This window comes from Candidatus Nanoarchaeia archaeon, assembly GCA_035290625.1.
Taxonomy (GTDB): Archaea; Nanobdellota; Nanobdellia; order Woesearchaeales; family DATDTY01; genus DATDTY01.
The window spans coordinates 13,604-31,862 of the sequence record DATDTY010000075.1 but is presented as its reverse complement, the minus strand read 5'-3'; the positions used below and the strand labels follow the sequence as shown (position 1 = coordinate 31,862).

The following is an 18,259-nucleotide window of genomic DNA, read 5'->3' as shown; positions in this document are numbered from 1 at the left end:
AGAGCATGGATTTACCTCGCTTGGAGATCTCTTTTATGTTTCAGCCCAAGGCCTTGCACTGAGCAACCTCTTCTGTTTATCATGCCAGGGCTATGATCCAAGCCCTGGAACAGCTCCGTATGAAGCAAATACCACTACTCCAACCTTTAATCTCACTACAGGTATCCCGGCAAGCTGTGCAATTGCAGATGTTAACCTCAACTACACTGCCATGACAGAGCCAGCCTTCGGCGGAACTGCATTAAGAAACTGCACAGGAAGCACAGACCATACCTGCTCCTTGCTGGCTTCAGATGCCTTGCTTATCAATGAGACCGATTACCTTTACATATCCTGCCAATCAGGAAATCAAACAGGCTCTTCAGGAGCGCTCCAGATGAGCCTCAGCTCCTCAAACCTTGATGCCCTTGGCGATGCTGCAATCCAGGCAGGCATTGATGGAAGTGTGATATCCGGAGCTGCAGTCTATGAATCCCAACAGATATATCTTCTCCGGGCAGACAACACTCAAATCCTGGCAACCTGGGACAAGGTGGCTGCTGAGGGAAGCCAGAGATGGCTCTTCAATTATCTCAGTTCTGCAGAGTCCTTCATCAATGGCTTGTTTAACCTTACACCCGCCGCGTATGCTGCAGAATACAAAGGCCAGACCTTCCAGGCTGTAAATACGAGCGTCAGGACAACGATTGATGCGACGAATCAATAGTTTATTTTTTATGTATTTGAAAGTAAATAAATTACTTCCGAGCTAATCTTAATATTAGTCTGTGCCCCTCTTCGGTCTACTTTCTATAAATACTTTTGAGATTATCTCTTTCTCATGAAGCGCACTTCGGAAGGCAGCCAAAATGAAGTGTATATGATAAAAAGGGCCTCGGGTGTTTAACCCGAAGTCCTATGCTCCTGCGGAGCACATCGGCTCGCCTGCGCATTCTAACGCATCATGCTGGCATCCTCCATAGGGACGTCCTCCTGCCAGCTGCACCGATACTTGCGCAGAGTCTCTCAAAAATGATGGCAACCTTCATTTTTTGGATGGAGCCCTTGTTGCCGAAAGATTTTTAACGCCACAGATGAAGGAGAAGGTATGACCCTCGTCATTGAGTTTCTCACGCTTATTGTTGGTATTGTGATTATTCTGATGTGCGCAGAGTTTGCGCTGCGGTCAAGCATGAGGATTGCTGGCCACTTCAGGCTCTCTCATGGGTTTGTCGGAATGACTATCCTGTCGATCGGAACGAGTTTTCCGGAGATCTTTACGCATCTGGCAGGCTCGCTCAGGATTCTGGGCGATCCTTCAACTATGGATGAGGTGTCTGGCCTTGTCCTTGGGACCAATATCGGCTCGGACATCTTCCAGCAGAACGTTATGCTGGCCGTAGTCGGGCTGCTCGCAGTCATCAGGGTTAGAAGGCCATCGATTAACAGGAATGTAGGGGCGCTGATCCTGGCAGGGGTTCTCTTGCTGCTCGCAGGCCTTAACGGATTTATTTCGAGGCTGGAGGGAGCTGTCCTTTTCTTTGGCTATATTGCTTATCTGTTCTATCTGAAAAGGACTGATCGGCCTAAGCAGCATGAACACGATGCAATGTCCAGGGCATCCCTTTCTGGCCAGATTTTCATCACCCTGCTTTCATTTGTCCTGATGGGGTTTGCAGCTGAGAGAGTTCTTGATGCTTCTTTGAGGATTATTGAGGGCATACATATCAGCGCTTCATTGTATGGAGTCATCATTCTCGGCATTGCTGCGTGCATGCCTGAGGCGATTACCTCGCTTGCAGCAGTGAGGAAACGGCAGCCGGATATTGCAGCAGGCATCCTGATCGGAAGCAATGTCACAAATCCTATGTTTGCAGCAGGCCTGGGAGCGTTGATCTCCGGCTATACTGTGCCAGGTGTGATCATCTGGTATGATCTGCCTGTCAAGATTGCAACTGCTCTGCTCATTTATTATTTCCTTAGAAACAGCAAGGCCCTCACAAAGCCAAAGGCGCTGGTGCTGATTGGTGCCTATATAGTCTTTATCGCAGTAAGAAAGATATTTTTCCCGGTGGATTTTTGAGAAACTGTTTAAACTTGCTCTTGGTACAGGACTACTTGATTTCTTCCTAGTTCCTTTGCTTGGTATAACGCAGTATCAGCCTGCGTTCTGAACCGCTTTACAGCCTCGTTCAAATCTTGCCTGCTTTTTACAGGAGATTCTCGCTGGTAGAGAGCAACTCCAAAGCTCATTGTAACATCTGGCAATTGGCTTACATTCTCCCTTATCCTGTTGGCCAATCCAAGCCCATGTTCAGCAATTGATGGAGGCAGAATAAGTGCAAATTCGTCTCCTCCTACGCGGTATCCATGTTCGTGAAGTCGTGCCTCCTTCCTCAGGACGGCTGCAACATCCCTCAACACAGTGTCGCCATACAGATGGCTTTCATTGGCGTCATTAATACTTTTAAAAAGGTCAATATCTCCGTAGATGAGGCCAAGGCTTTCCTTTGGCACAACACCTCTCTGTGAATCCAAGAGACGCTCAAATGCTGAGACCTGTTCGAGCAGATCCTTCTCAAACCTCCCTTTGTTGTACAGGCCTGTAAGAGCATCAATGCCGACCTGCTGTTCAAGCAGCTCTACCTGCTGCTGCAGGCTTGCATTCTGCTGAATGAGATGCTGAACTGCTTCACCAAGCAATGATTGCGTTCCCTCGGGAAGGCTGCGTAGAGCCATCTCCAGCCATGGCAGGTCAAGATCTTTCATATGAGAAGGGAAGTAAATCCCTCTTTTTAAAGGTTTGTGTTCATTATTACTTCTAAGTGATGAACGTATTTGTTACGAACTGGGGGGCCATGCAATGGAAGAGGTTAGGTTTTAGCGATCCTCCATAACACATCAAAATACGATTTAAATGATCGTGCAACATCTTTGTCCTTAATCAAGATAGCGAAGAGCGGATCTGACCAAATAAAGACAGCAGTCTTGTTCCCGTATATAACGCTCATCGAAGGAGAGAGGATCTCATCAGGAAGGTACTTTATTCTTGAATTCTTGGGAGTCATGGCTATGCTGCCTCTCTTGCTTTCCTTGCTCAGCAAATGTTCCTTCATGCCGAGCCTTGGCACATCTCTCAAGAATTGCTGGATAAATACAGGAAGGATCTCCTGGAATTTCCCTTCTTCTCCAAGCACAAAATAATCCTTCTTTTCTCTCAGTATGTCCTTAAAGACGGTTTTCATCCCCTCCTTTCCCTGGTAGAGTTCAACAATTGTCTTGGTTTTGTTGCTGCGTTGGAGCTTAGCAAGATCAGGAATAATTATTTGGATGTCCTTTTGCATTTCACTTATATAATCGAGAATCTTTTCTGGAGCGCTTGCCTGGAAGTACTTCACGTTGTTTTTTATCACGAAGGAAATGAGCCCCTTTTCCAGAAGCAGGTCTAATTTATCGTAGGTATGGCTTCGATTCAGGCCGGTATACTGGGAAATCTGCGTAGCTGTGCTTAGGCCATGGCTCAGCAAGGAGAGGTAGATTTTAACATCTGATTCCTGAAGCCCGAGCCGTTGAAGCGGCGCTGTATCCATACTTATAGGGAAGTGTTTTGGATATTTAAAGTTATCGTTCTGAATGGAACGACAAACATATAAATAGTCATTATTCATTCTCATTTTAAAGTAGTAAACACTATGAAGAGGCAATTACCATGAAGGAAGGAGAGATTGTGGGCAAGGTTGTCTTCTCAGAGCGAAGAAGAGTAGACCGGATCGTCGTCTGTGAAGATATAGGCATACCCCTAGAACAATGTGTGCAGCAGATGGAAACACATCAGGGGAATCCTCTTATTTCCAGAGTGTTAGCTCAGGAAACATCTTTTGTAAAAGAAGTTGAGGAGTTTTATGGTTTGGAGTGGTCGATAGAGTCATATTATGATGTTGGTTATGAGAGTAAGGTGGGAGAGAAGAGGAGAGATGGAAAATTCAATCTCAAAGAAGCATCTCCGGAAAGGAGGGGAAATTCTTCCAGAGATTTAGCTGACATTTTAGGCGGCTTCTCAGATCAGCCTATTGATGATTCCAAGATAGGCTATGAGGCGGTTAGGGAAGATTACCTTCGATGGAAACAGATGGATTTAGCTGAAATAGCGCGTGGTGAGTATCGTAATTACATCATGAGCGCAGGTGGCTCCACATTCTTCGCAGGAGTTGCTGGAGTAGGGGCATTGTTTGGAGAAGTCGGGTATGGTATAAGTATCATAGCTGGTCTTGGTTCTTTAGTCATGGCAGGTTTTAGTCACATTTGCTTTTCAGACTACAAGAGGCATATGCAAGGGATAGGTTCTTCACCCCCGCCAACAACAGGAGAGCTTGATGAGTACAAGCGATTGCATACTGCTGCAGAGAAAGCAGATAACTTCATGGAAAACCATTACAAAAACTACATTTTAAGGAAACTGCTGTCAGCGCAACCCGAAGGAAACATTCCCTAATCCGCCCTTTGTGTTGTAGCAGCAGGCTTGGCAGCTGGCTGCCTTCTTTCCCGTGTCTCAATCTTTGGATGGGGGGGCTGCTCTAGCTTTATTGCCTTGAGTTCCTCTGCTTCAACCTTCTTGGCAGTCTCAGAGATCTCCTCACGCTTCTCTGTATGCGGGCCAGCTTTTGGAAGCTCTTCCTTCTTCACCTTTTTCTCAGGAACCCCGAAAAGCTCAGCCTGGACTGTTCCTTTCTCATCCTTTACGGCCGTGACCTTAATCTTATGAGGAGGGCTCTTTATGCCTCGCTTCCAAATCTCCTGGTTCAGAAATGGTCCTATTTTGATGCTGTCTGACTTCATGTGCTTCACAAGAAAGGAACGGACAGCAGTAGTAGCTCTCTTGGCTCTCCGGTACTTCGGAGCCTTCAGCCACTCCCTCCTTAAAGGGATGATGTAGGTCCGCTCCAGTATCTTCTTGGGATCAGTCTTCTTTGCCATGTTATGCCTTTAATTTCGTCCTTCTCCAGCTTCGCTTGTTGGCAGTATGCCTGCCGGGATGGACCTTCCTGCCTTTGCCGTACTTCTTTGGAACAGTCCAGTACGGAGCCCAACGAGTCTGGCGATGGGCTTTTGCTAATCTCTGCTTCTTGCTTGGATGTTTGACCCTGGCCATTATCTCCTCATCCTGAATCCTTTTTTTGGCGGAGCAAGCCTGGCTAAGAGATTCTTGAAAGCCGCATCATCGATCGACTGGATATTGCCTCTCTGGAGCGCCTGGGCGAGCAAACCAATAAGCTGGACTGCCTTTTCAGGGTCAGCAGCCTTAATCGTCCCATAGCGGAGCAGCGCTTCCTTTGTGAACTTTGCCTTGACAACTGCCTCAAGCTGCTGAAACTGCTGCTGGAGTTCAAACTGGCTGAGTTCGTCCTGGTTCATTCTTTGCCTCGGCTTTTGTATCTTCCTTTTTATCGTCCTTCTTTAGTTTAGCTGTCTTGAACTGCTCCAGAGCCTCTTTTGGAATGATTGTCTTTGCAACGCTGTGTATCAGGGCTGCTCCTTTTGGGGTTACTATTTTACCCTTATGGACCCCTTTTTCAACCTTCTTCACAAGCTCTGCCTTTTCAAGCTGCTGAAGCGCCTTTCTGATGATGTTGGCTGAGCCTTTGTAGAAATGCTCAGGCTTCACTCCACGGTTTTTCCTGCCGCCATATGCGCGGCGCAGCTTTGAGACTCCAATAGGCCCGTACCTCAGAACCTTGTATAAGACCGACGCAGCCCTCTTGTGCCACCAATCACGATCAACAGGCGGCCTTTCCTTATGCATTCCGGTCTTTACATACGCTGCCCAATCCGGAGCCTTGATCTCGGAGATTGTCTTGAGCTTCTCAGCAAGCTTCTCAACAAGCTGCTGCCGGTTAACATGCAATCCTAATGTCATAGTTCCTCCTGAAAACCAGAATTCTGGCTCTCATCTCCTTGCGGAGTCTGGGATAGTGAAGTTCACTATGCACAGAGCATACTAATGGGATTATAGCTTATTTAAAAAGATTGCGGATTTGGCAGGGATGTCATGGGGATACTAAAAGATATGGGGGTTCCTTATGAGCATTCTCCAACAGGAATCGATACTATGACGCTCATTATTGACAAAAATAAGATTTCAAGCCCTGGAACTGTCAATGAGATTGTTCGTGAATTGGATAAGAGGTTTAATAAGAAATCTGCACCGATGGAGATAGAGGTAGGAGAAGCTATCGCCATGGTTGGCATCGCAGGGCTGGGGATGAAAAGAGATTATGAATCGCACATCAATGGAGATGCAAGAGTGCTCCAGGCGCTTGCCAATGCAGGAATCCGGCAGCGTGTCCTGAACAAGGGTGCTTCGGAGATCAGCTTTTTTGTCGGAGTAGGCGAGAGCCAGGCAGATGATGCAGTTAGAGTGATCTACAATGAATTCTACGGAAGATAGGCAAAGCTTCCATTCTGGCGGGCCGTGGGGCAAATCTTTTTAAAGCACATTCATCTTTAGTGCTGCATGGCATCTGTCCTGAACTTCTGCGCCCATAATGATGATCAGGTGATCGGAGCAGGAGGAACCCTGGCGAAGTACGCCCAAGAAGGAAAAAAGGTCATCACTGTCATTTTCTCCTATGGTGAGAAATCACATCCCTGGATGAAGAGGCATGAGATTGCGAAAACCAGAGTCAGGGAGTCTGCGGTCGCAGGAAAGATCCTCGGCGAGGCGCAGATCGTCTACCTTGGCTTACGGGAGAACCATTTTCCAGAGCAGGCAAAGGAACTCGGGCTTGAGCGGAAGATCCAGTCTCTGATCAACACCTATAAGCCTGAAAAGATATTCACGCACAGCAAGGATGACCCGCATCCGGATCACCGTGCAGTGTTCAGGATCGTAACTGAGGCTGTTGCTAAGATGAAAGAGAGGTTTCCTGTGTTCTCCTTTGACATCTGGAACCCCATAAGCTTTAAGAAAAATGCTGTCAAGCTTGTGGTGGACATCACTCCTACATTCAAGAAGAAGATCCAGGCAATCCGGGAGCACAAGAGCCAAAAGCTTGCGGTCTACACGCTGATGACCAGTGTGTATGTTAAGGCACTTTTCAATGGCCTTGACCATGGCTGCTGGTTTGCCGAGGTATTCACGCATGAAACGAAAACTCCTGATCGCCACTGATAACTTTCTTCCACGATGGGATGGAATTGCAAGGTTTCTGTGGGAGGTCATCCCGAGCCTTATGGACGAATATGAGATCACGGTAGTCGCTCCAAGGCACAAGGGAGAGGTGGCAAACCTGCCGGAGATACGGATGGTCTGGATTGGACTGCTGCCGTTCAGGATCGGAGATTTCATTCCTGCCAGGTTTGCATGGAAAACGATCAGCCAAGAGGTGGACAATGCTGACCTTGTGTGGATCCAGACCATCGGGCCTATCGGGAGCACAGCAATCAGGGCCAGCCACAAGAAGGGAAAGCCGCTGATCGCCTTTGCCCATTCCATTGAGTGGGAGCTTGTCCCCAATGCGCTGAGCTCCAGGTATTTCAGAAAGAAGATCGCATACCATCTTACCAAGAGGCTTGCTGCAGGGCTTTACAGCAAATGCCATCTCATCATGGTGCCCACCTATGAGGTTATCAAGAAGTTTGAATGGGCAGGGATCAGGACAGCCCATGTTCTGGTGCACCTTGGAACAAATCCTGAGCATTTTGTTCCTCCTTCATCAAAGGTGCAGGCAAAGGAGGAGCTTGGCATCAACCCTTCCCATACGGTGATAGGGTATCATGGAAGGCTTGCGCGGGAGAAGGACCTCTACACCCTGTACAGGGCGTTCCAAAGGCTTCTCTACAGCCATAAGGAGGTTACCCTGCTTATTGTTGGAGACGGGATTGAGGAGCAGAAGCGTTTGTTCAAGGACAAGCCGCAGATTATCTATGCTGGGCAGCAGAATGATGTCGTTCCGTATTTGCAGGCGATGGATATTTTTGTGCTGCCTTCGCTTACTGAGACAACCTCGCTTAGCACATTAGAAGCCATGTCTGTCGGCCTGGCCTGTGTGGTGACGAAGGTCGGATATGTGCAGAAATACATCAGGGAGAAGAAGAATGGCCTTTTCTTCCCAAAACGGAATTCGCTTGTTTTGTCTTTGAAGCTTGAATGGCTGCTGAAGGATCCGTTCCTCAGGAGGCGACTTGGAGATGAGGCAAGGAAGACAGTTGTTGAAAAATTCTCCTGGAAGACGACTGTGAGAAGAGTCAAGGAAGTGCTGGGAAGGTTCTGAGGGATGAGTTGGTTAGTAGTGAAGTGCCCTAAAAAATATTAAGGAAGCGCCGAAGCTGGGAGGGATTGATTTAGATTAAGATGCCATACAAATTCAGCCCATCAAGTTTAAGCTTATTGAAAGACTGCCCTAGATGTTTCTGGCTTCATTTCAACAAGAATATTAAAAGGCCGGATACAATTTTTCCCTCTTTACCCAGCGGAATGGATAAGATCCTCAAAGAACACTTTGACTGGTTTATGAAAAGAGGCGAGCTTCCTCCGGAACTACAGCAATTAAAGGGGGAGGTTAAGCTGTTTGATGATGAAGAGCTTCTTAAAGCCTGGAGAAGCAACTTTAAAGGAATTCGATGGACGGACATGAAAGGCAATCTATTTCATGGAGCAATCGATAATCTTCTCAAGAAAGGAAAGAAACTGATTGTTTTGGATTATAAGACCAGGGGTTTCCCATTAAAAGAGGACACACATGAACATTATCAGGATCAAATGGACATCTACAATTTTCTCTTGAGAAAGAATGGCTACGATACCGAGGATTATACGTATCTGTTGTTTTATCATCCAAGCAAAGTCCATGAGAATGGTGATGTGGATTTTCATAAAGATTTGGTTAAGATTAAAGTTAATATCAAAAATGCTGAAAGTATTTTTAAGGAAGCTGTTCAAGTTCTAGAAGCAGAAATTCCTGCCCCCTCTGATGAATGTGGATTTTGTGAGTGGGTGGATAATTGTAATTGTGAAATAAAATAAGTTTTCTCGCCACCTCGTTACTAGTCGTTACGGAATTCCCCCCTCGTCGTTTAAAGTAAGTAAAAACTACAGCACCTATCTGATTTTCGGCAGTAAGAAAATTTTGGCTAACATCGGAATTCCTGTTATCTCCTTTGACCCTACAACGTGGGGTCAAACTTCGTCCGAAGAGTTTTTTCGGGGGCGTTCATTCAGGCGAACAAGGTGAGCAATCAAGAACAAGAATAAAGGGGCAACATTAGTTTTATCGTTAGGGCGAAAAGTCGGATTTAACAACATTTATATATGTTTTATTGATTTAGTATAGATTATGGCAAAGGAATGGATATTAAATAGTGCAACAAATAGATTTCAGTTAAATTTCTCTCGTAATGTTGGTAAGGTTTCAGAACAAATAAGAAAGTGTCAGCCAAGAAAGGTAGAAGATTGGGAAAAATACTATTATGGAAGCGTATATCCAAAAGCACATCTTATTGAATTAGGGAAAAAGTTATACACTAAAATTACAGAAGTTTTACGAGCAGAAATAGATGATGTAACGGAACAGGATTGTATAGATTTTATAATTAATCTCGTCATAAATAGAACTTATGATGGATATGTAAGTGAAAAAGAAACAATATATGGACAACTTCAAGATATTCTTAAAGTCAAAATTGAACCAGCCCCTGATGAATGGGACAGACTATTTAATGTAGATTTCTTCATTAAGATTAATGAGAAATATATAGGATTACAAATAAAACCTGCTGGAGGGGTTTCTCATATTCCTGAAATTTTTAAAGAAAGAACACAACAGGCAGAAACTCATAAGAAGTTTACTGCTAAATATGGTGGAAAAGTATTTTATATAATCTCGATAAAAGAAGGAGATAAAAAAGTAATAAATAATATCGAAGTTATTGACGAAATAAAACAAGAAATGAACAGATTAGAAAAATAGTTCTAAAGTAAATATGCGCTTAATGTGTGGGCTTCTTTTTCAACTTTGACTTTATTTATGTGATTACTTAAAACTGCAGAATGTTCTTTTTTTCCTAACTCAATCTTTTCAGTATCATATATCGCTTCGAGATGATTGTCGTTAATCTTTTTTATATCTTTGATTAATGGCAAAAACATATTTTTTTCTTGATTTGTTACAATTTTGAATTCATATCTCTCTGAATAATGCTTTGGTTCGCCCTTTTCAGCTTCCCTTTGTTCAATATACTGCTTATGTTTTTTTAATCTGTCTATAACTATATTTCTACCAAAATGGATTGTTTCAGAAATTCTCATATCAATAACTTTTTTAAAATTAGGGTCTATTTCATAACCAATTGAGTTTCTGCCGGCAACCATTGCAGCGAGCATAGTTGTTCCCGTTCCGAAAAATGGGTCAAGAACAGTATCTCCATTCAGAGAATACATATTAATTAATCTATATGCTAATTCAAACGGATATGCTGCCGACCTCTCTCGTAAATCAGAATGATTAAGCGATTGAGAAACTCCTTTAAGTCCATTCCATAAATCTGAAAACCAAACATTTCTCTCTTCCCAAAAAAAACTGCTTTCTTGTCTTTTTAATATTTCATTAGATTTGAACTCACGATTATTTCCTTTGCGGAAGATTAAAATATATTCATGCTCAAGTGTAACATATGCACTAGGGGGTAACATTCCAGAACCCATATATTTATTTGGTTTATTGGTTTCTTTTCTCCATATAATTAAAGGTAAAGATTGAAATCCCATCTTCTCAAAATATTGAGTTATTCTGGAATGATTAGCATAGAGATGAAAAGAGCCATTTACTTTTCTTGTCGCATCACCAATATTTATACAAACAATTCCGCCATCTGCAAGAACACGATTTACTTCTTTCCAAACTTTATATAATTCTTCATTCATTAAATCATAAGCTTCCATTCCTTTGCCATCTTTGAGAGCTTCACCAATTTTTGGATTAAGAGATGAAAATTGCTTATCCCACATTTCAATCATAGGATAAGGCGGAGAAGTAACTATAATGTTTACACTACTATCTAAAACTTCTTTCATATTGTTTGAATTTCCAAAAAAAACTTTATGTTTAGTGTTATCCATTTTTCCCCTTTTAAATCAATAAAACCTAATTCTTTTAAATAGTTTACGTTGTGATACTTGTAGATGTTCCGGTATAAAGACTTTTCGCCCCGTAATCGTTTCGTTGCCCCTTTCTATAGTTCAGCCCCAGAAAAAATTGAATAGAACTCCTATTAACCGCAGTTTCAATACTGTTCATGAGATGCGGATACTGCCGCGCCCAGCTAGGGGGGCCTGTGGCTCAGTAGAAAGTCAGTCGGCATCGAGCTCGCTTGTTTCTAAACGAAAAATTTGACAGTTATTCTCAATTCCGTATTGCCCTAACAGGAATACCTAGGTGCAATCGTTCCATTAAATTGTATGTTGTGATTAATGAAGGATGGTAATTCTTAAAAAGAGAGATATATGTTTCTTCGTTCATGCTGCGGTTTCCCATTTGAGTTGCCAGTTCACACAAAGAAATAGATGCATCCTCGATTCTCTCACGAACAAGATTATGCCTATATTCTTTTTCTTGGGGGAGGTGACCAAGGACATTATGAATATAGTCGTCTAAAGCGATATACAAGGATCTTAATCTTTGCATTACAGGGTCGTCTTTGAATTCCGGCATTGGTGGATAGGTATCGGTAAAATTAGTAACCGGCCAAACAGCGTCTTTTTCGTAAGGGTGAAAATAACAGTTTTTTTCATGGATTGGCAGTTCGGCATCAGATAAAGAATTCGTCAAGGAGATATTTCGCGCAACGTGTTTTCTTAAATAACTTTCTTCGTCAGCGTGTGTCAGCACACTCGGAGCGACCACCATTTGCTCCAAAAATGCAACAGAGCTTATATAACTTTCGGCGCAAAAGAATCCCCCAGCCGTACAGTGTATGCAGCATCATTCCTTCGAAGTGAGGCCAACCAGTTTCCTCACTCCCTTGGCCATGACAACCCGCACGAATATCAGACAGGGGACAACAAGAGCAAAGCCAAGCATCAGTCCAAGGAACTGGTTCAGGAGAAACGCGAAAACAAGGATCAGATTGAAGACGCTGTACAATGCAATGAGGCTGACGGCCAATGCTCCCAGGAGATGGGCTTTCTTAACGCCAAGGGAGAATGTTGATGTGATGATCGATTTGAAGGAGCCTGTGCCAATGAGGCTGTAGGATATCAAAGCAAAATACCCAACAAGAAGAAGGTATACCAAAAAGCCAGGGCTTGGGGTGTAGAGGGCAGTCCTGTTGGAGAGTGTAAACCGAAGGCTGTCTGCATAGGAACTCATCCAGTAGACGACCATAAAGGCTAACCAGACTAATGAAACCTGAAAGAACTGGAGGAAGTATCGGCCAAATGCGACAGGATATCCCGACTGCTTCAGGATAAGCCAGAAGCTGAAGGATTCCAGGCTGAGGAACAGCACGAAGGCCGCGAGCGAGGACAGGCTGAAAAGGAGGATGAGTGTGTAGACTGAAGATGCAATCTGGGGATTTGCAGCCATCATCTGGGGAATGCTGCTTGAGACATACTGCTGCGTCAGGTTTCCTGATCTGCTCGACACCAGAAAGCCCAGCTGGACCGCATACTCTGTTATCTTATTTCCAAAGGCCGCAGTGATGAAGCCTGTAACATACAGGAAGGCAATATCAATGAGGAATGGGGTGATAAGCTGCCTTCTCTGGCCTCTCAGGATCTCAAATGAAGCATGGTATCCATCCTTGATGAATTCCAGTATACGGCTCATTGGAGCTCCGAATCAATAAGCAGTTTCAGCTCTGAATAGGATGCAGCGCCTTCGACAGCAACCCCATTCATGAATAATGTTGGAAGGCCTGTAACGCCGAGCTTTGTTCCAAGCTCGATTCCCTCCAAAACTTTGTCTTGGGTTGATGTATTCCTCATGCAGTCAAGAACAGTCTCATTGCCAAGGCCTGCCATCTCAGCATAGGCCAGAGGATCCTTGCCCTGGCCAAGGTAGAGATACATCCTGAAAGCATCATTCCCGCACTCTGCAGCAAGGCCGGTTTCAAGCTTGCCGTCTTTGGATGGCATGAACTTTGTGATGATTGCGACATTCTCGCCATATCCTCCCTTGATTCGTTCAAGAACGGAGTAGAGGGACTTGCAGGGGCCGCATCCATAGTCGGTAAAGACCAGAAGCGTGACAGGCGCATCCGAAGCAAGGGATTCAAGCAGGGTTGCATTCACCCTTAAGCTTGCCAGATCAAGAGGAGGCGCAGGAAAAAGAAAATCAAGAGAGCTGACAAGGCCAAGGACTGCCACAAGCAGGAATCCTGCACCAGCCATAGCAAGTTTGTCGGAATTCATCGTGTCTTGTAGAACACCCACAGCCCAATCATGAGCATCGCGATATTGAGGATCTGCCCCATGGTCAGGCCAAACACCAAAAATCCCAGCTGGGGATCGGGGGCCCTGAAAAACTCGATGAAAAACCTGAGGGATGAATAGAGGATGATAAATGCTGCAAAGAGGGTTCCCTTCTTATACTCCCGGTTCTTCAGAATCCAGAGCATAGAAAAGATGAGGATGTTTTTTCCAGATTCATAGAGCTGGGAAGGATGCCTGGCTCCGTCATAGCCAGGGAACTGGACTGCCCAGGGAACAGTGGCCACTCTTCCGACAAGCTCTCCGTTGATGAAGTTGGCAATCCTGCCAAAAGAAAGGGCAAGGCTTGCCGGGATGACGACGAGATCAGCAAGAGCCAGGTAATCAAAGTTTCTTTTTCTGCAGAAGAGCCAGCCTGCGAGAAAGGCGCCTGCCAGGCCGCCATGAAAACTTAGGCCGCCCTGCCAGACTGCAAATACAGAGAGAGGATTCGCAGCATACGATGATAGGTTGTAGAAGAGGATATAGAATATCCTTGCGCCAATCACAACTCCTATCATCTCGTAGAACATTAAGTCTTCAATATCCTTTGCTGAGAGAGGCAGCTTCTTGAGCTTAACCAGATACTTCAGCATGAAGTAGGCAAGCACAAAGCCGAGAACATAGATGATGCCATACCAGCGTATCTCCAATGGGCCAAGATGGAAGAGGACCGGATCAAGGCTGTAGTAAAAGACCATCCATTCCTCCAACAAGGGCGGGTTTAAATAAGTTGTGCAAGAGGGGTCGCATTGAAAAGTTGCTCACTTCGTTCGGCAATGCCAAGTTCGCCTCGCGCTTATAGATGTGGTAAGCGACATTTCCCGTGTGGAGCATCCCCTGTGTCGCTGATCTCTCTTTTATTTCAGAGGCTCACAAGAAGGCATTGCATCACTTTTCAATGCGACCGCAAGAGGGAGTTCAGGGTTGAGGAGTATCTCTAGTTTTGTTGATTCAGGATAGCTTCCTAGTTTTGAATGCAAGTGCGGCCCTCATGAAGCCTTTTCTTGACTTGTTCCTCATGCGCTGGATTGAGAAGCATGCCTTTCTCATACATTGTGATGACTGAGTGCGGATGTATCCGGAGACGATATGATTCAGACATACAGTCCTTAAAGCGAGCGCGCAACTGATAGGGCCCCAGGAGAGTGCTGCCTAAATTAGCTGATGCCGCAATCTCATGTAAGTCCTCAAGAATATGTTTACGCGTAGAGTTTGTCATGAGCGTGCCGGCTTGATACCTTCCCTTTGCTGCAATATATGCTGCGAAAAAACCAAGTTTTACATCGTCTCCTACAAAAGCCAGAAACTCGCCGTCATATGTTCGTTGCCGCAAAGGAAAAAGGTTATTGATCCATGTGGCAACCGCTGAGCTATTTATAGATACATAACTTGCAGTTCCGTCCTCTGAACTATAAGGGTTAGTCGTGAAATTGAAAGCTGACTGCAACACTTTACAGATGCTATCATGCAGTCCGGAAGCGCCTTCTCTCTTACTTTTTAGAAGTATATCAATAGCCTTAGGGCCACTTTCTAGCCTCATCCTTTGGACAGCTCCTTCAGCCAGGCCTATTCCTGCCATTAGTCCAGCATCATAGTTCCATTCCAGAGGAACGCAGATTGACTCTCTCAAATCATCTGCGCTTGCATAAAACTCATGGCCTTGCCTAACAGCCTCAAACAGGTTGCCTGCATAGATGCCTAATTCTTCTCGGAAGAGATGAGTAGAATTAACCTGAATGTCTGGAAAGCCTCTTTTTAGCTTGGGAAGTTCCGATGGATACCTATTTAAAAGTGTACCACTTACATTGGAAGAATGCCTGCCATAGTTTCCATCCCATTCTTCAGCTATTAGTCCTGCCAGAGTTGTTTCTGAGATTTGGGCGCTCACTTTCTTTTGAGGAATGGAAAATGTTTTACCCCTGCAATGCTCTACAAGAGTCCTTCCTGCAGCCCAAACCTTCTCAAATCCTGCCTTTGAACAGATTCTCGCTATCTCTTCAGGAGTGATTCCATAGCGCTCAAAGTATAAGCGATACCTGTCCTGATCAGATGCTTTCTCAAGGTCTCTTCTTTGGATGAGGGAAGTATTCGTCATAAGGTGAGAGGGGGTCTGCAGCCCTATATAAAGTTTGCCAAAAGTTATTACTATAAGATAGTCAAATTCATTGCAACACAGAAAATAGGAACTCAGAAATTCATTCTCCGCCCATCACTTCGTGGGGTGATCGGCCAATCGTGCAAGCTAACGAGTCAAACTCGTAAGAATTCAATTCAGAATCTTGATTTCTTCTTATGCCAGACGTAGACAACCCGAAGGATAACCAGCGCAACAGCGTAGGGGAGCGCAACAGTCACCAGCATGACCAGGGAATTAAAGCTGTTCACCAGGCCCTTTACGATCTCGGAGAATCTGATGAGCACGATTCCTGCAAAGCCTGACGCCTTCTCCTGCAAAGTCACAAAGATTGAGGTGTAGTCAATCCTTTCATCATCAGTGGAAAGCTGCTCCTCCAGGAATTTTATTTGCCGCTCCTGGTCAAAGATGCGGTCTGTAAGCTGTATCTTGTCTGCTACCTCTGTTGCCGATTCCACCATCCTCTTAAAGCTCTCCAGCCTCCTCTGCTCAGACTCAAGATTAATCCTGGCGGTAGTATAGCTTCCGGTGATGTCCTGGGTGTTCTCGGAAAACGTCTTTACTTCCCCCAGTTTTTTTATCTCCTGAACAACTGCGTCATAGTTTTCCGATGGAATCCTGAGGCTGTAGCTTCCATAGAGCCTGGAGTCCACTCCTGATCCAGAGGTGCCCACATTCTCGTTCAAAATAAGCCCATCGGCATCTGAGACAATATCGCGAAGGTCTTTTTCTGAATCCCGGAACTTTCCGCGCTTCACCTCGGCAGTCAGGCTTGCAGACTTGACAATCTTGCGTATTTCAACCTCCGGAGCAAAGCCAGTTTCAGGAAAGATGCCTCGGCTGAATTGCTCGCTCATGCCGAGAGTCGCGAATTCAAGATTTTTCTGCATGGACGCATTGAGTGAAGATGGAAGGCCGCTTACAAAGAAGACTGCGAACAAGACCAAGGCAACGAGAAGCCAGTTTTCCTTCAGCCTGGAGATCTGTGCTTTAATGGACATAGAGGGGGTATTCTTAGTACACCTTTATTAATCTTTTGGATGAAAGTATCTGCTAACGACCGGATGAAAGGCGGCATTGAAAAGCTTCTCACTTCGTTCGGCAATGCCGATACTCAAAAATGCTTCGCATTTTTGGTCGCTCCTTCGGAGCAGTTCGCCTCCTGTGTATTCTCAGGGGAAGCGACATTTCCCGTATGGTGCTAAAAAGAGCCATGCTCTTTTGGCACACCAAACCGCCAGAAGGCGTTTTGGTTGAGCACCCCCTTTGTCGCTGTTCTGTGTTTTGAATAGAAGGCTCACAAAGGGCATTGCATATCTTTTCAATGCCGCCGGCTGAAGATTGATCACCGAAGCTGGCTGATCTCTTTCAGAATTTTGTCTACATCGGTCTCATACCGGGTGATTGAGGCAGAGTCGCAGTTCGGGCACCTGTTGCCATCAAGGCTCCTGACCCTAAAGCGATACCTGCAGGATTCACATATCATCACTGGCCTGTTCATCACAGCATCGCGCTTATTTGGAACCATAACCATATGCGACGGTCTCTTGCCGTAGATCACACTATGGCAATCAACGCAGAGCAGGGTCTTTCCATCCTTGCTGTACCTTGAGTCCTGGCTCGTCATGCTGAGCTCGCAGTTTCCGCACCGATATGTGAGGGGTTTCATTTGCCGTAGTAGAACAGCTTGTCTAGGGGGGTGTTTCCTGGAGTAAATGGCTCTGGCTTTTGCGCTTCCTGCGCAACAGGGGCAGAGTGAGGAGCCTGCACAGCCGGCTCTGGCCTGGATTTAAATTCATTCATCTGCCTTTTGAGCATCTGAATCTCGGATTTCAGCCCATCCAGGGAATCATTCAATATACTGCACTCGTTCCTAATCTTCTTAAGCTGGAGGTCAAAAAGCACCTCAAGCTGCCTTACAAGCAATGCATCCATGGTGACGCTTTCCATGTTAACCAAAGTTCTCCTTGATAAAGGATACCATAACATCGTTCTTTGAGAGTGCATATGCTTCAAGGGCAAATTCGAAGAGGTTTTCGCGAAGGCAGGTGTCTCCTACCTTATTGATGCCTTCAGTGTTATTCGCTGCCTGAAATGCCTTCATGGCAGTGCTGTACTGCTTATCAGCAAGGCATTTCTCGCCTAATTCCGTAAGCTTGCCAACTTCATTCACGAGTGAGAGGACTTCAAATGCAGCATCCCATCTTCCCTTGGCAAGGCAATCCTGGCCTACCAAAAGCAGGCCCTCCCGGTTGTCAATCGCCTTAAAGGCCATGATGGATTCAACGACATGGCCGTCTTCCAGAGCAATAGTCCCCAGCTCGAGCAGCTTCTCTCTGTTGTCTGCAATGACATACGAGGCAATCGCTTCCTTCCGGTTGCCAACGCGCTCATACTCCTGGCCGACTTCAGATATCCTCTTCCGGTTCCCCGTCAGCACATAGCACTTTACAGCGTCTGACAGGCTTCCTCTCCTGCGGTACTCCTCTCCCAAGGTCTCGAGGACTGTAGACCGCACAGAGTCCGGAAACATCGCAAGGTTGATGTTGTCCACACCTCTCTTCAATAATGCCGGAAGGATTCGCTTAAAGCTGTCCGTGTTCTCCTTTCCGAAAAAGTCCTTATTGTCTTCTGCGATGGCGTTAACCATGCGCTGGATTATTTTTTCTTTGTCTACCATG

24 protein-coding genes are annotated in these 18,259 nt (G+C 45.3%); 8 read left to right on the top strand and 16 right to left on the bottom strand.

What is annotated here, in order from left to right:
* Positions 1-706 (top strand): hypothetical protein (locus VJB08_06950; protein HLD43692.1); only part of this gene is annotated, 706 nt, incomplete at its 5' end.
* Between the two features lie 381 nt (positions 707-1,087).
* The gene (locus VJB08_06945; protein HLD43691.1) at positions 1,088-2,062 is read left to right on the top strand and encodes a sodium:calcium antiporter; all 975 of its coding nucleotides are present in this window, start codon (positions 1,088-1,090) and stop codon (positions 2,060-2,062) included.
* 8 nt (positions 2,063-2,070) lie between these two features.
* Here VJB08_06945 and VJB08_06940 read toward each other — a convergent pair whose 3' ends face one another.
* Together VJB08_06940 and VJB08_06935 are read right to left on the bottom strand one after the other, a co-directional pair.
* Positions 2,071-2,748 (bottom strand): GGDEF domain-containing protein, encoded by a 678-nt coding sequence (locus tag VJB08_06940; GenBank protein HLD43690.1) that lies wholly within the window; start codon positions 2,746-2,748, stop codon positions 2,071-2,073.
* A gap of 104 nt (positions 2,749-2,852) precedes the next feature.
* Positions 2,853-3,569 (bottom strand): helix-turn-helix domain-containing protein, encoded by a 717-nt coding sequence (locus tag VJB08_06935; protein HLD43689.1) that lies wholly within the window; start codon positions 3,567-3,569, stop codon positions 2,853-2,855.
* 119 nt (positions 3,570-3,688) lie between these two features.
* Between VJB08_06935 and VJB08_06930 the strand changes: the two genes are divergently transcribed.
* Entirely contained in the window at positions 3,689-4,471 is a 783-nt protein-coding gene (locus tag VJB08_06930) for a hypothetical protein (GenBank protein ID HLD43688.1), read from the top strand.
* On the opposite strand, the gene VJB08_06925 is transcribed toward VJB08_06930, so the two are convergent.
* From VJB08_06925 to VJB08_06910, 4 genes are read right to left on the bottom strand one after another with little or no spacing between them, the layout of a single operon-like run.
* On the bottom strand, positions 4,468-4,953 hold the full coding sequence (locus VJB08_06925) for a 50S ribosomal protein L31e (protein HLD43687.1): 486 nt from the start codon (positions 4,951-4,953) through the stop codon (positions 4,468-4,470). The genes VJB08_06930 and VJB08_06925 overlap by 4 nt on opposite strands.
* Before the next feature lies 1 nt (position 4,954).
* Entirely contained in the window at positions 4,955-5,128 is a 174-nt protein-coding gene (gene rpl39e, locus VJB08_06920; protein HLD43686.1) for a 50S ribosomal protein L39e, read from the bottom strand.
* Complete coding sequence (locus VJB08_06915; protein HLD43685.1) at positions 5,128-5,391, bottom strand: DNA-binding protein; 264 nt, start codon at positions 5,389-5,391, stop codon at positions 5,128-5,130. The genes rpl39e and VJB08_06915 overlap by 1 nt, the downstream gene beginning before the upstream one ends.
* Positions 5,363-5,893, bottom strand: a complete 531-nt coding sequence (locus VJB08_06910; GenBank protein HLD43684.1) for a 30S ribosomal protein S19e — start codon at positions 5,891-5,893, stop codon at positions 5,363-5,365. The genes VJB08_06915 and VJB08_06910 overlap by 29 nt, the downstream gene beginning before the upstream one ends.
* 132 nt (positions 5,894-6,025) lie before the next feature.
* Between VJB08_06910 and VJB08_06905 the strand changes: the two genes are divergently transcribed.
* From VJB08_06905 to VJB08_06885, 5 genes are all read left to right on the top strand, one after another.
* Positions 6,026-6,424 carry a hypothetical protein gene (locus VJB08_06905; protein ID HLD43683.1) on the top strand — a complete coding sequence of 133 codons (399 nt, stop codon included), beginning with the start codon at positions 6,026-6,028 and terminating at the stop codon, positions 6,422-6,424.
* A gap of 66 nt (positions 6,425-6,490) precedes the next feature.
* Positions 6,491-7,147 carry a PIG-L deacetylase family protein gene (locus VJB08_06900; GenBank protein ID HLD43682.1) on the top strand — a complete coding sequence of 219 codons (657 nt, stop codon included), beginning with the start codon at positions 6,491-6,493 and terminating at the stop codon, positions 7,145-7,147.
* Complete coding sequence (locus tag VJB08_06895) at positions 7,119-8,249, top strand: glycosyltransferase family 4 protein (protein HLD43681.1); 1,131 nt, start codon at positions 7,119-7,121, stop codon at positions 8,247-8,249. Before VJB08_06900 ends, VJB08_06895 begins: the two co-directional genes overlap by 29 nt.
* Before the next feature lie 203 nt (positions 8,250-8,452).
* Entirely contained in the window at positions 8,453-9,001 is a 549-nt protein-coding gene (locus VJB08_06890; GenBank protein HLD43680.1) for a PD-(D/E)XK nuclease family protein, read from the top strand.
* A 310-nt stretch (positions 9,002-9,311) separates the two neighbouring features.
* Positions 9,312-9,944 carry an MjaI family restriction endonuclease gene (locus tag VJB08_06885; GenBank protein HLD43679.1) on the top strand — a complete coding sequence of 211 codons (633 nt, stop codon included), beginning with the start codon at positions 9,312-9,314 and terminating at the stop codon, positions 9,942-9,944.
* Between the two features lie 2 nt (positions 9,945-9,946).
* Here VJB08_06885 and VJB08_06880 read toward each other — a convergent pair whose 3' ends face one another.
* The 10 genes from VJB08_06880 to VJB08_06835 all read right to left on the bottom strand — a co-directional run bounded on the left by VJB08_06880 (position 9,947) and on the right by VJB08_06835 (position 18,258).
* A complete protein-coding gene (locus VJB08_06880) occupies positions 9,947-11,092 on the bottom strand; it encodes a site-specific DNA-methyltransferase (GenBank protein HLD43678.1) in 1,146 nt (381 codons plus the stop codon).
* 283 nt (positions 11,093-11,375) lie between these two features.
* Positions 11,376-11,879, bottom strand: coding sequence for a hypothetical protein (locus VJB08_06875; protein ID HLD43677.1), 504 nt, complete (start codon positions 11,877-11,879; stop codon positions 11,376-11,378).
* A 75-nt stretch (positions 11,880-11,954) separates the two neighbouring features.
* Positions 11,955-12,800 carry a hypothetical protein gene (locus VJB08_06870; protein ID HLD43676.1) on the bottom strand — a complete coding sequence of 282 codons (846 nt, stop codon included), beginning with the start codon at positions 12,798-12,800 and terminating at the stop codon, positions 11,955-11,957.
* Positions 12,797-13,384 (bottom strand): thioredoxin domain-containing protein, encoded by a 588-nt coding sequence (locus VJB08_06865; protein HLD43675.1) that lies wholly within the window; start codon positions 13,382-13,384, stop codon positions 12,797-12,799. Before VJB08_06865 ends, VJB08_06870 begins: the two co-directional genes overlap by 4 nt.
* Positions 13,381-14,142 carry a prolipoprotein diacylglyceryl transferase gene (gene lgt, locus VJB08_06860; protein ID HLD43674.1) on the bottom strand — a complete coding sequence of 254 codons (762 nt, stop codon included), beginning with the start codon at positions 14,140-14,142 and terminating at the stop codon, positions 13,381-13,383. Before lgt ends, VJB08_06865 begins: the two co-directional genes overlap by 4 nt.
* 266 nt (positions 14,143-14,408) lie before the next feature.
* A complete protein-coding gene (locus VJB08_06855) occupies positions 14,409-15,539 on the bottom strand; it encodes a hypothetical protein (GenBank protein HLD43673.1) in 1,131 nt (376 codons plus the stop codon).
* 176 nt (positions 15,540-15,715) lie between these two features.
* Entirely contained in the window at positions 15,716-16,579 is an 864-nt protein-coding gene (locus tag VJB08_06850) for a DUF4349 domain-containing protein (protein HLD43672.1), read from the bottom strand.
* A 344-nt stretch (positions 16,580-16,923) separates the two neighbouring features.
* Complete coding sequence (locus VJB08_06845; protein HLD43671.1) at positions 16,924-17,247, bottom strand: hypothetical protein; 324 nt, start codon at positions 17,245-17,247, stop codon at positions 16,924-16,926.
* Entirely contained in the window at positions 17,244-17,528 is a 285-nt protein-coding gene (locus VJB08_06840; protein ID HLD43670.1) for a hypothetical protein, read from the bottom strand. The genes VJB08_06845 and VJB08_06840 overlap by 4 nt, the downstream gene beginning before the upstream one ends.
* 1 nt (position 17,529) lies before the next feature.
* Entirely contained in the window at positions 17,530-18,258 is a 729-nt protein-coding gene (locus VJB08_06835) for a hypothetical protein (protein HLD43669.1), read from the bottom strand.
* Position 18,259: the final 1 nt, after the last annotated feature.

Excerpts from the sequence above, each read along its gene's own strand:
- VJB08_06930 (HLD43688.1), top strand. The coding sequence starts at position 3,689 with ATGAAGGAAGGAGAGATTGTGGGCAAGGTTGTCTTCTCAGAGCGAAGA.
- VJB08_06865 (HLD43675.1), bottom strand. The coding sequence starts at position 13,384 with ATGAATTCCGACAAACTTGCTATGGCTGGTGCAGGATTCCTGCTTGTG.
- VJB08_06915 (HLD43685.1), bottom strand. The coding sequence starts at position 5,391 with ATGAACCAGGACGAACTCAGCCAGTTTGAACTCCAGCAGCAGTTTCAG.
- VJB08_06850 (HLD43672.1), bottom strand. The coding sequence starts at position 16,579 with ATGTCCATTAAAGCACAGATCTCCAGGCTGAAGGAAAACTGGCTTCTC.
- VJB08_06875 (HLD43677.1), bottom strand. The coding sequence starts at position 11,879 with ATGGTGGTCGCTCCGAGTGTGCTGACACACGCTGACGAAGAAAGTTAT.
- VJB08_06880 (HLD43678.1), bottom strand. The coding sequence starts at position 11,092 with ATGGATAACACTAAACATAAAGTTTTTTTTGGAAATTCAAACAATATG.
- lgt (HLD43674.1), bottom strand. The coding sequence starts at position 14,142 with ATGGTCTTTTACTACAGCCTTGATCCGGTCCTCTTCCATCTTGGCCCA.
- VJB08_06940 (HLD43690.1), bottom strand. The coding sequence starts at position 2,748 with ATGAAAGATCTTGACCTGCCATGGCTGGAGATGGCTCTACGCAGCCTT.
- VJB08_06835 (HLD43669.1), bottom strand. The coding sequence starts at position 18,258 with ATGGTAGACAAAGAAAAAATAATCCAGCGCATGGTTAACGCCATCGCA.
- VJB08_06895 (HLD43681.1), top strand. The coding sequence starts at position 7,119 with ATGAAACGAAAACTCCTGATCGCCACTGATAACTTTCTTCCACGATGG.
- VJB08_06855 (HLD43673.1), bottom strand. The coding sequence starts at position 15,539 with ATGACGAATACTTCCCTCATCCAAAGAAGAGACCTTGAGAAAGCATCT.
- VJB08_06945 (HLD43691.1), top strand. The coding sequence starts at position 1,088 with ATGACCCTCGTCATTGAGTTTCTCACGCTTATTGTTGGTATTGTGATT.
- VJB08_06845 (HLD43671.1), bottom strand. The coding sequence starts at position 17,247 with ATGAAACCCCTCACATATCGGTGCGGAAACTGCGAGCTCAGCATGACG.
- VJB08_06870 (HLD43676.1), bottom strand. The coding sequence starts at position 12,800 with ATGAGCCGTATACTGGAATTCATCAAGGATGGATACCATGCTTCATTT.
- VJB08_06925 (HLD43687.1), bottom strand. The coding sequence starts at position 4,953 with ATGGCAAAGAAGACTGATCCCAAGAAGATACTGGAGCGGACCTACATC.
- rpl39e (HLD43686.1), bottom strand. The coding sequence starts at position 5,128 with ATGGCCAGGGTCAAACATCCAAGCAAGAAGCAGAGATTAGCAAAAGCC.
- VJB08_06910 (HLD43684.1), bottom strand. The coding sequence starts at position 5,893 with ATGACATTAGGATTGCATGTTAACCGGCAGCAGCTTGTTGAGAAGCTT.
- VJB08_06935 (HLD43689.1), bottom strand. The coding sequence starts at position 3,569 with ATGGATACAGCGCCGCTTCAACGGCTCGGGCTTCAGGAATCAGATGTT.
- VJB08_06900 (HLD43682.1), top strand. The coding sequence starts at position 6,491 with ATGGCATCTGTCCTGAACTTCTGCGCCCATAATGATGATCAGGTGATC.
- VJB08_06890 (HLD43680.1), top strand. The coding sequence starts at position 8,453 with ATGGATAAGATCCTCAAAGAACACTTTGACTGGTTTATGAAAAGAGGC.
- VJB08_06905 (HLD43683.1), top strand. The coding sequence starts at position 6,026 with ATGGGGATACTAAAAGATATGGGGGTTCCTTATGAGCATTCTCCAACA.
- VJB08_06840 (HLD43670.1), bottom strand. The coding sequence starts at position 17,528 with ATGGAAAGCGTCACCATGGATGCATTGCTTGTAAGGCAGCTTGAGGTG.
- VJB08_06885 (HLD43679.1), top strand. The coding sequence starts at position 9,312 with ATGGCAAAGGAATGGATATTAAATAGTGCAACAAATAGATTTCAGTTA.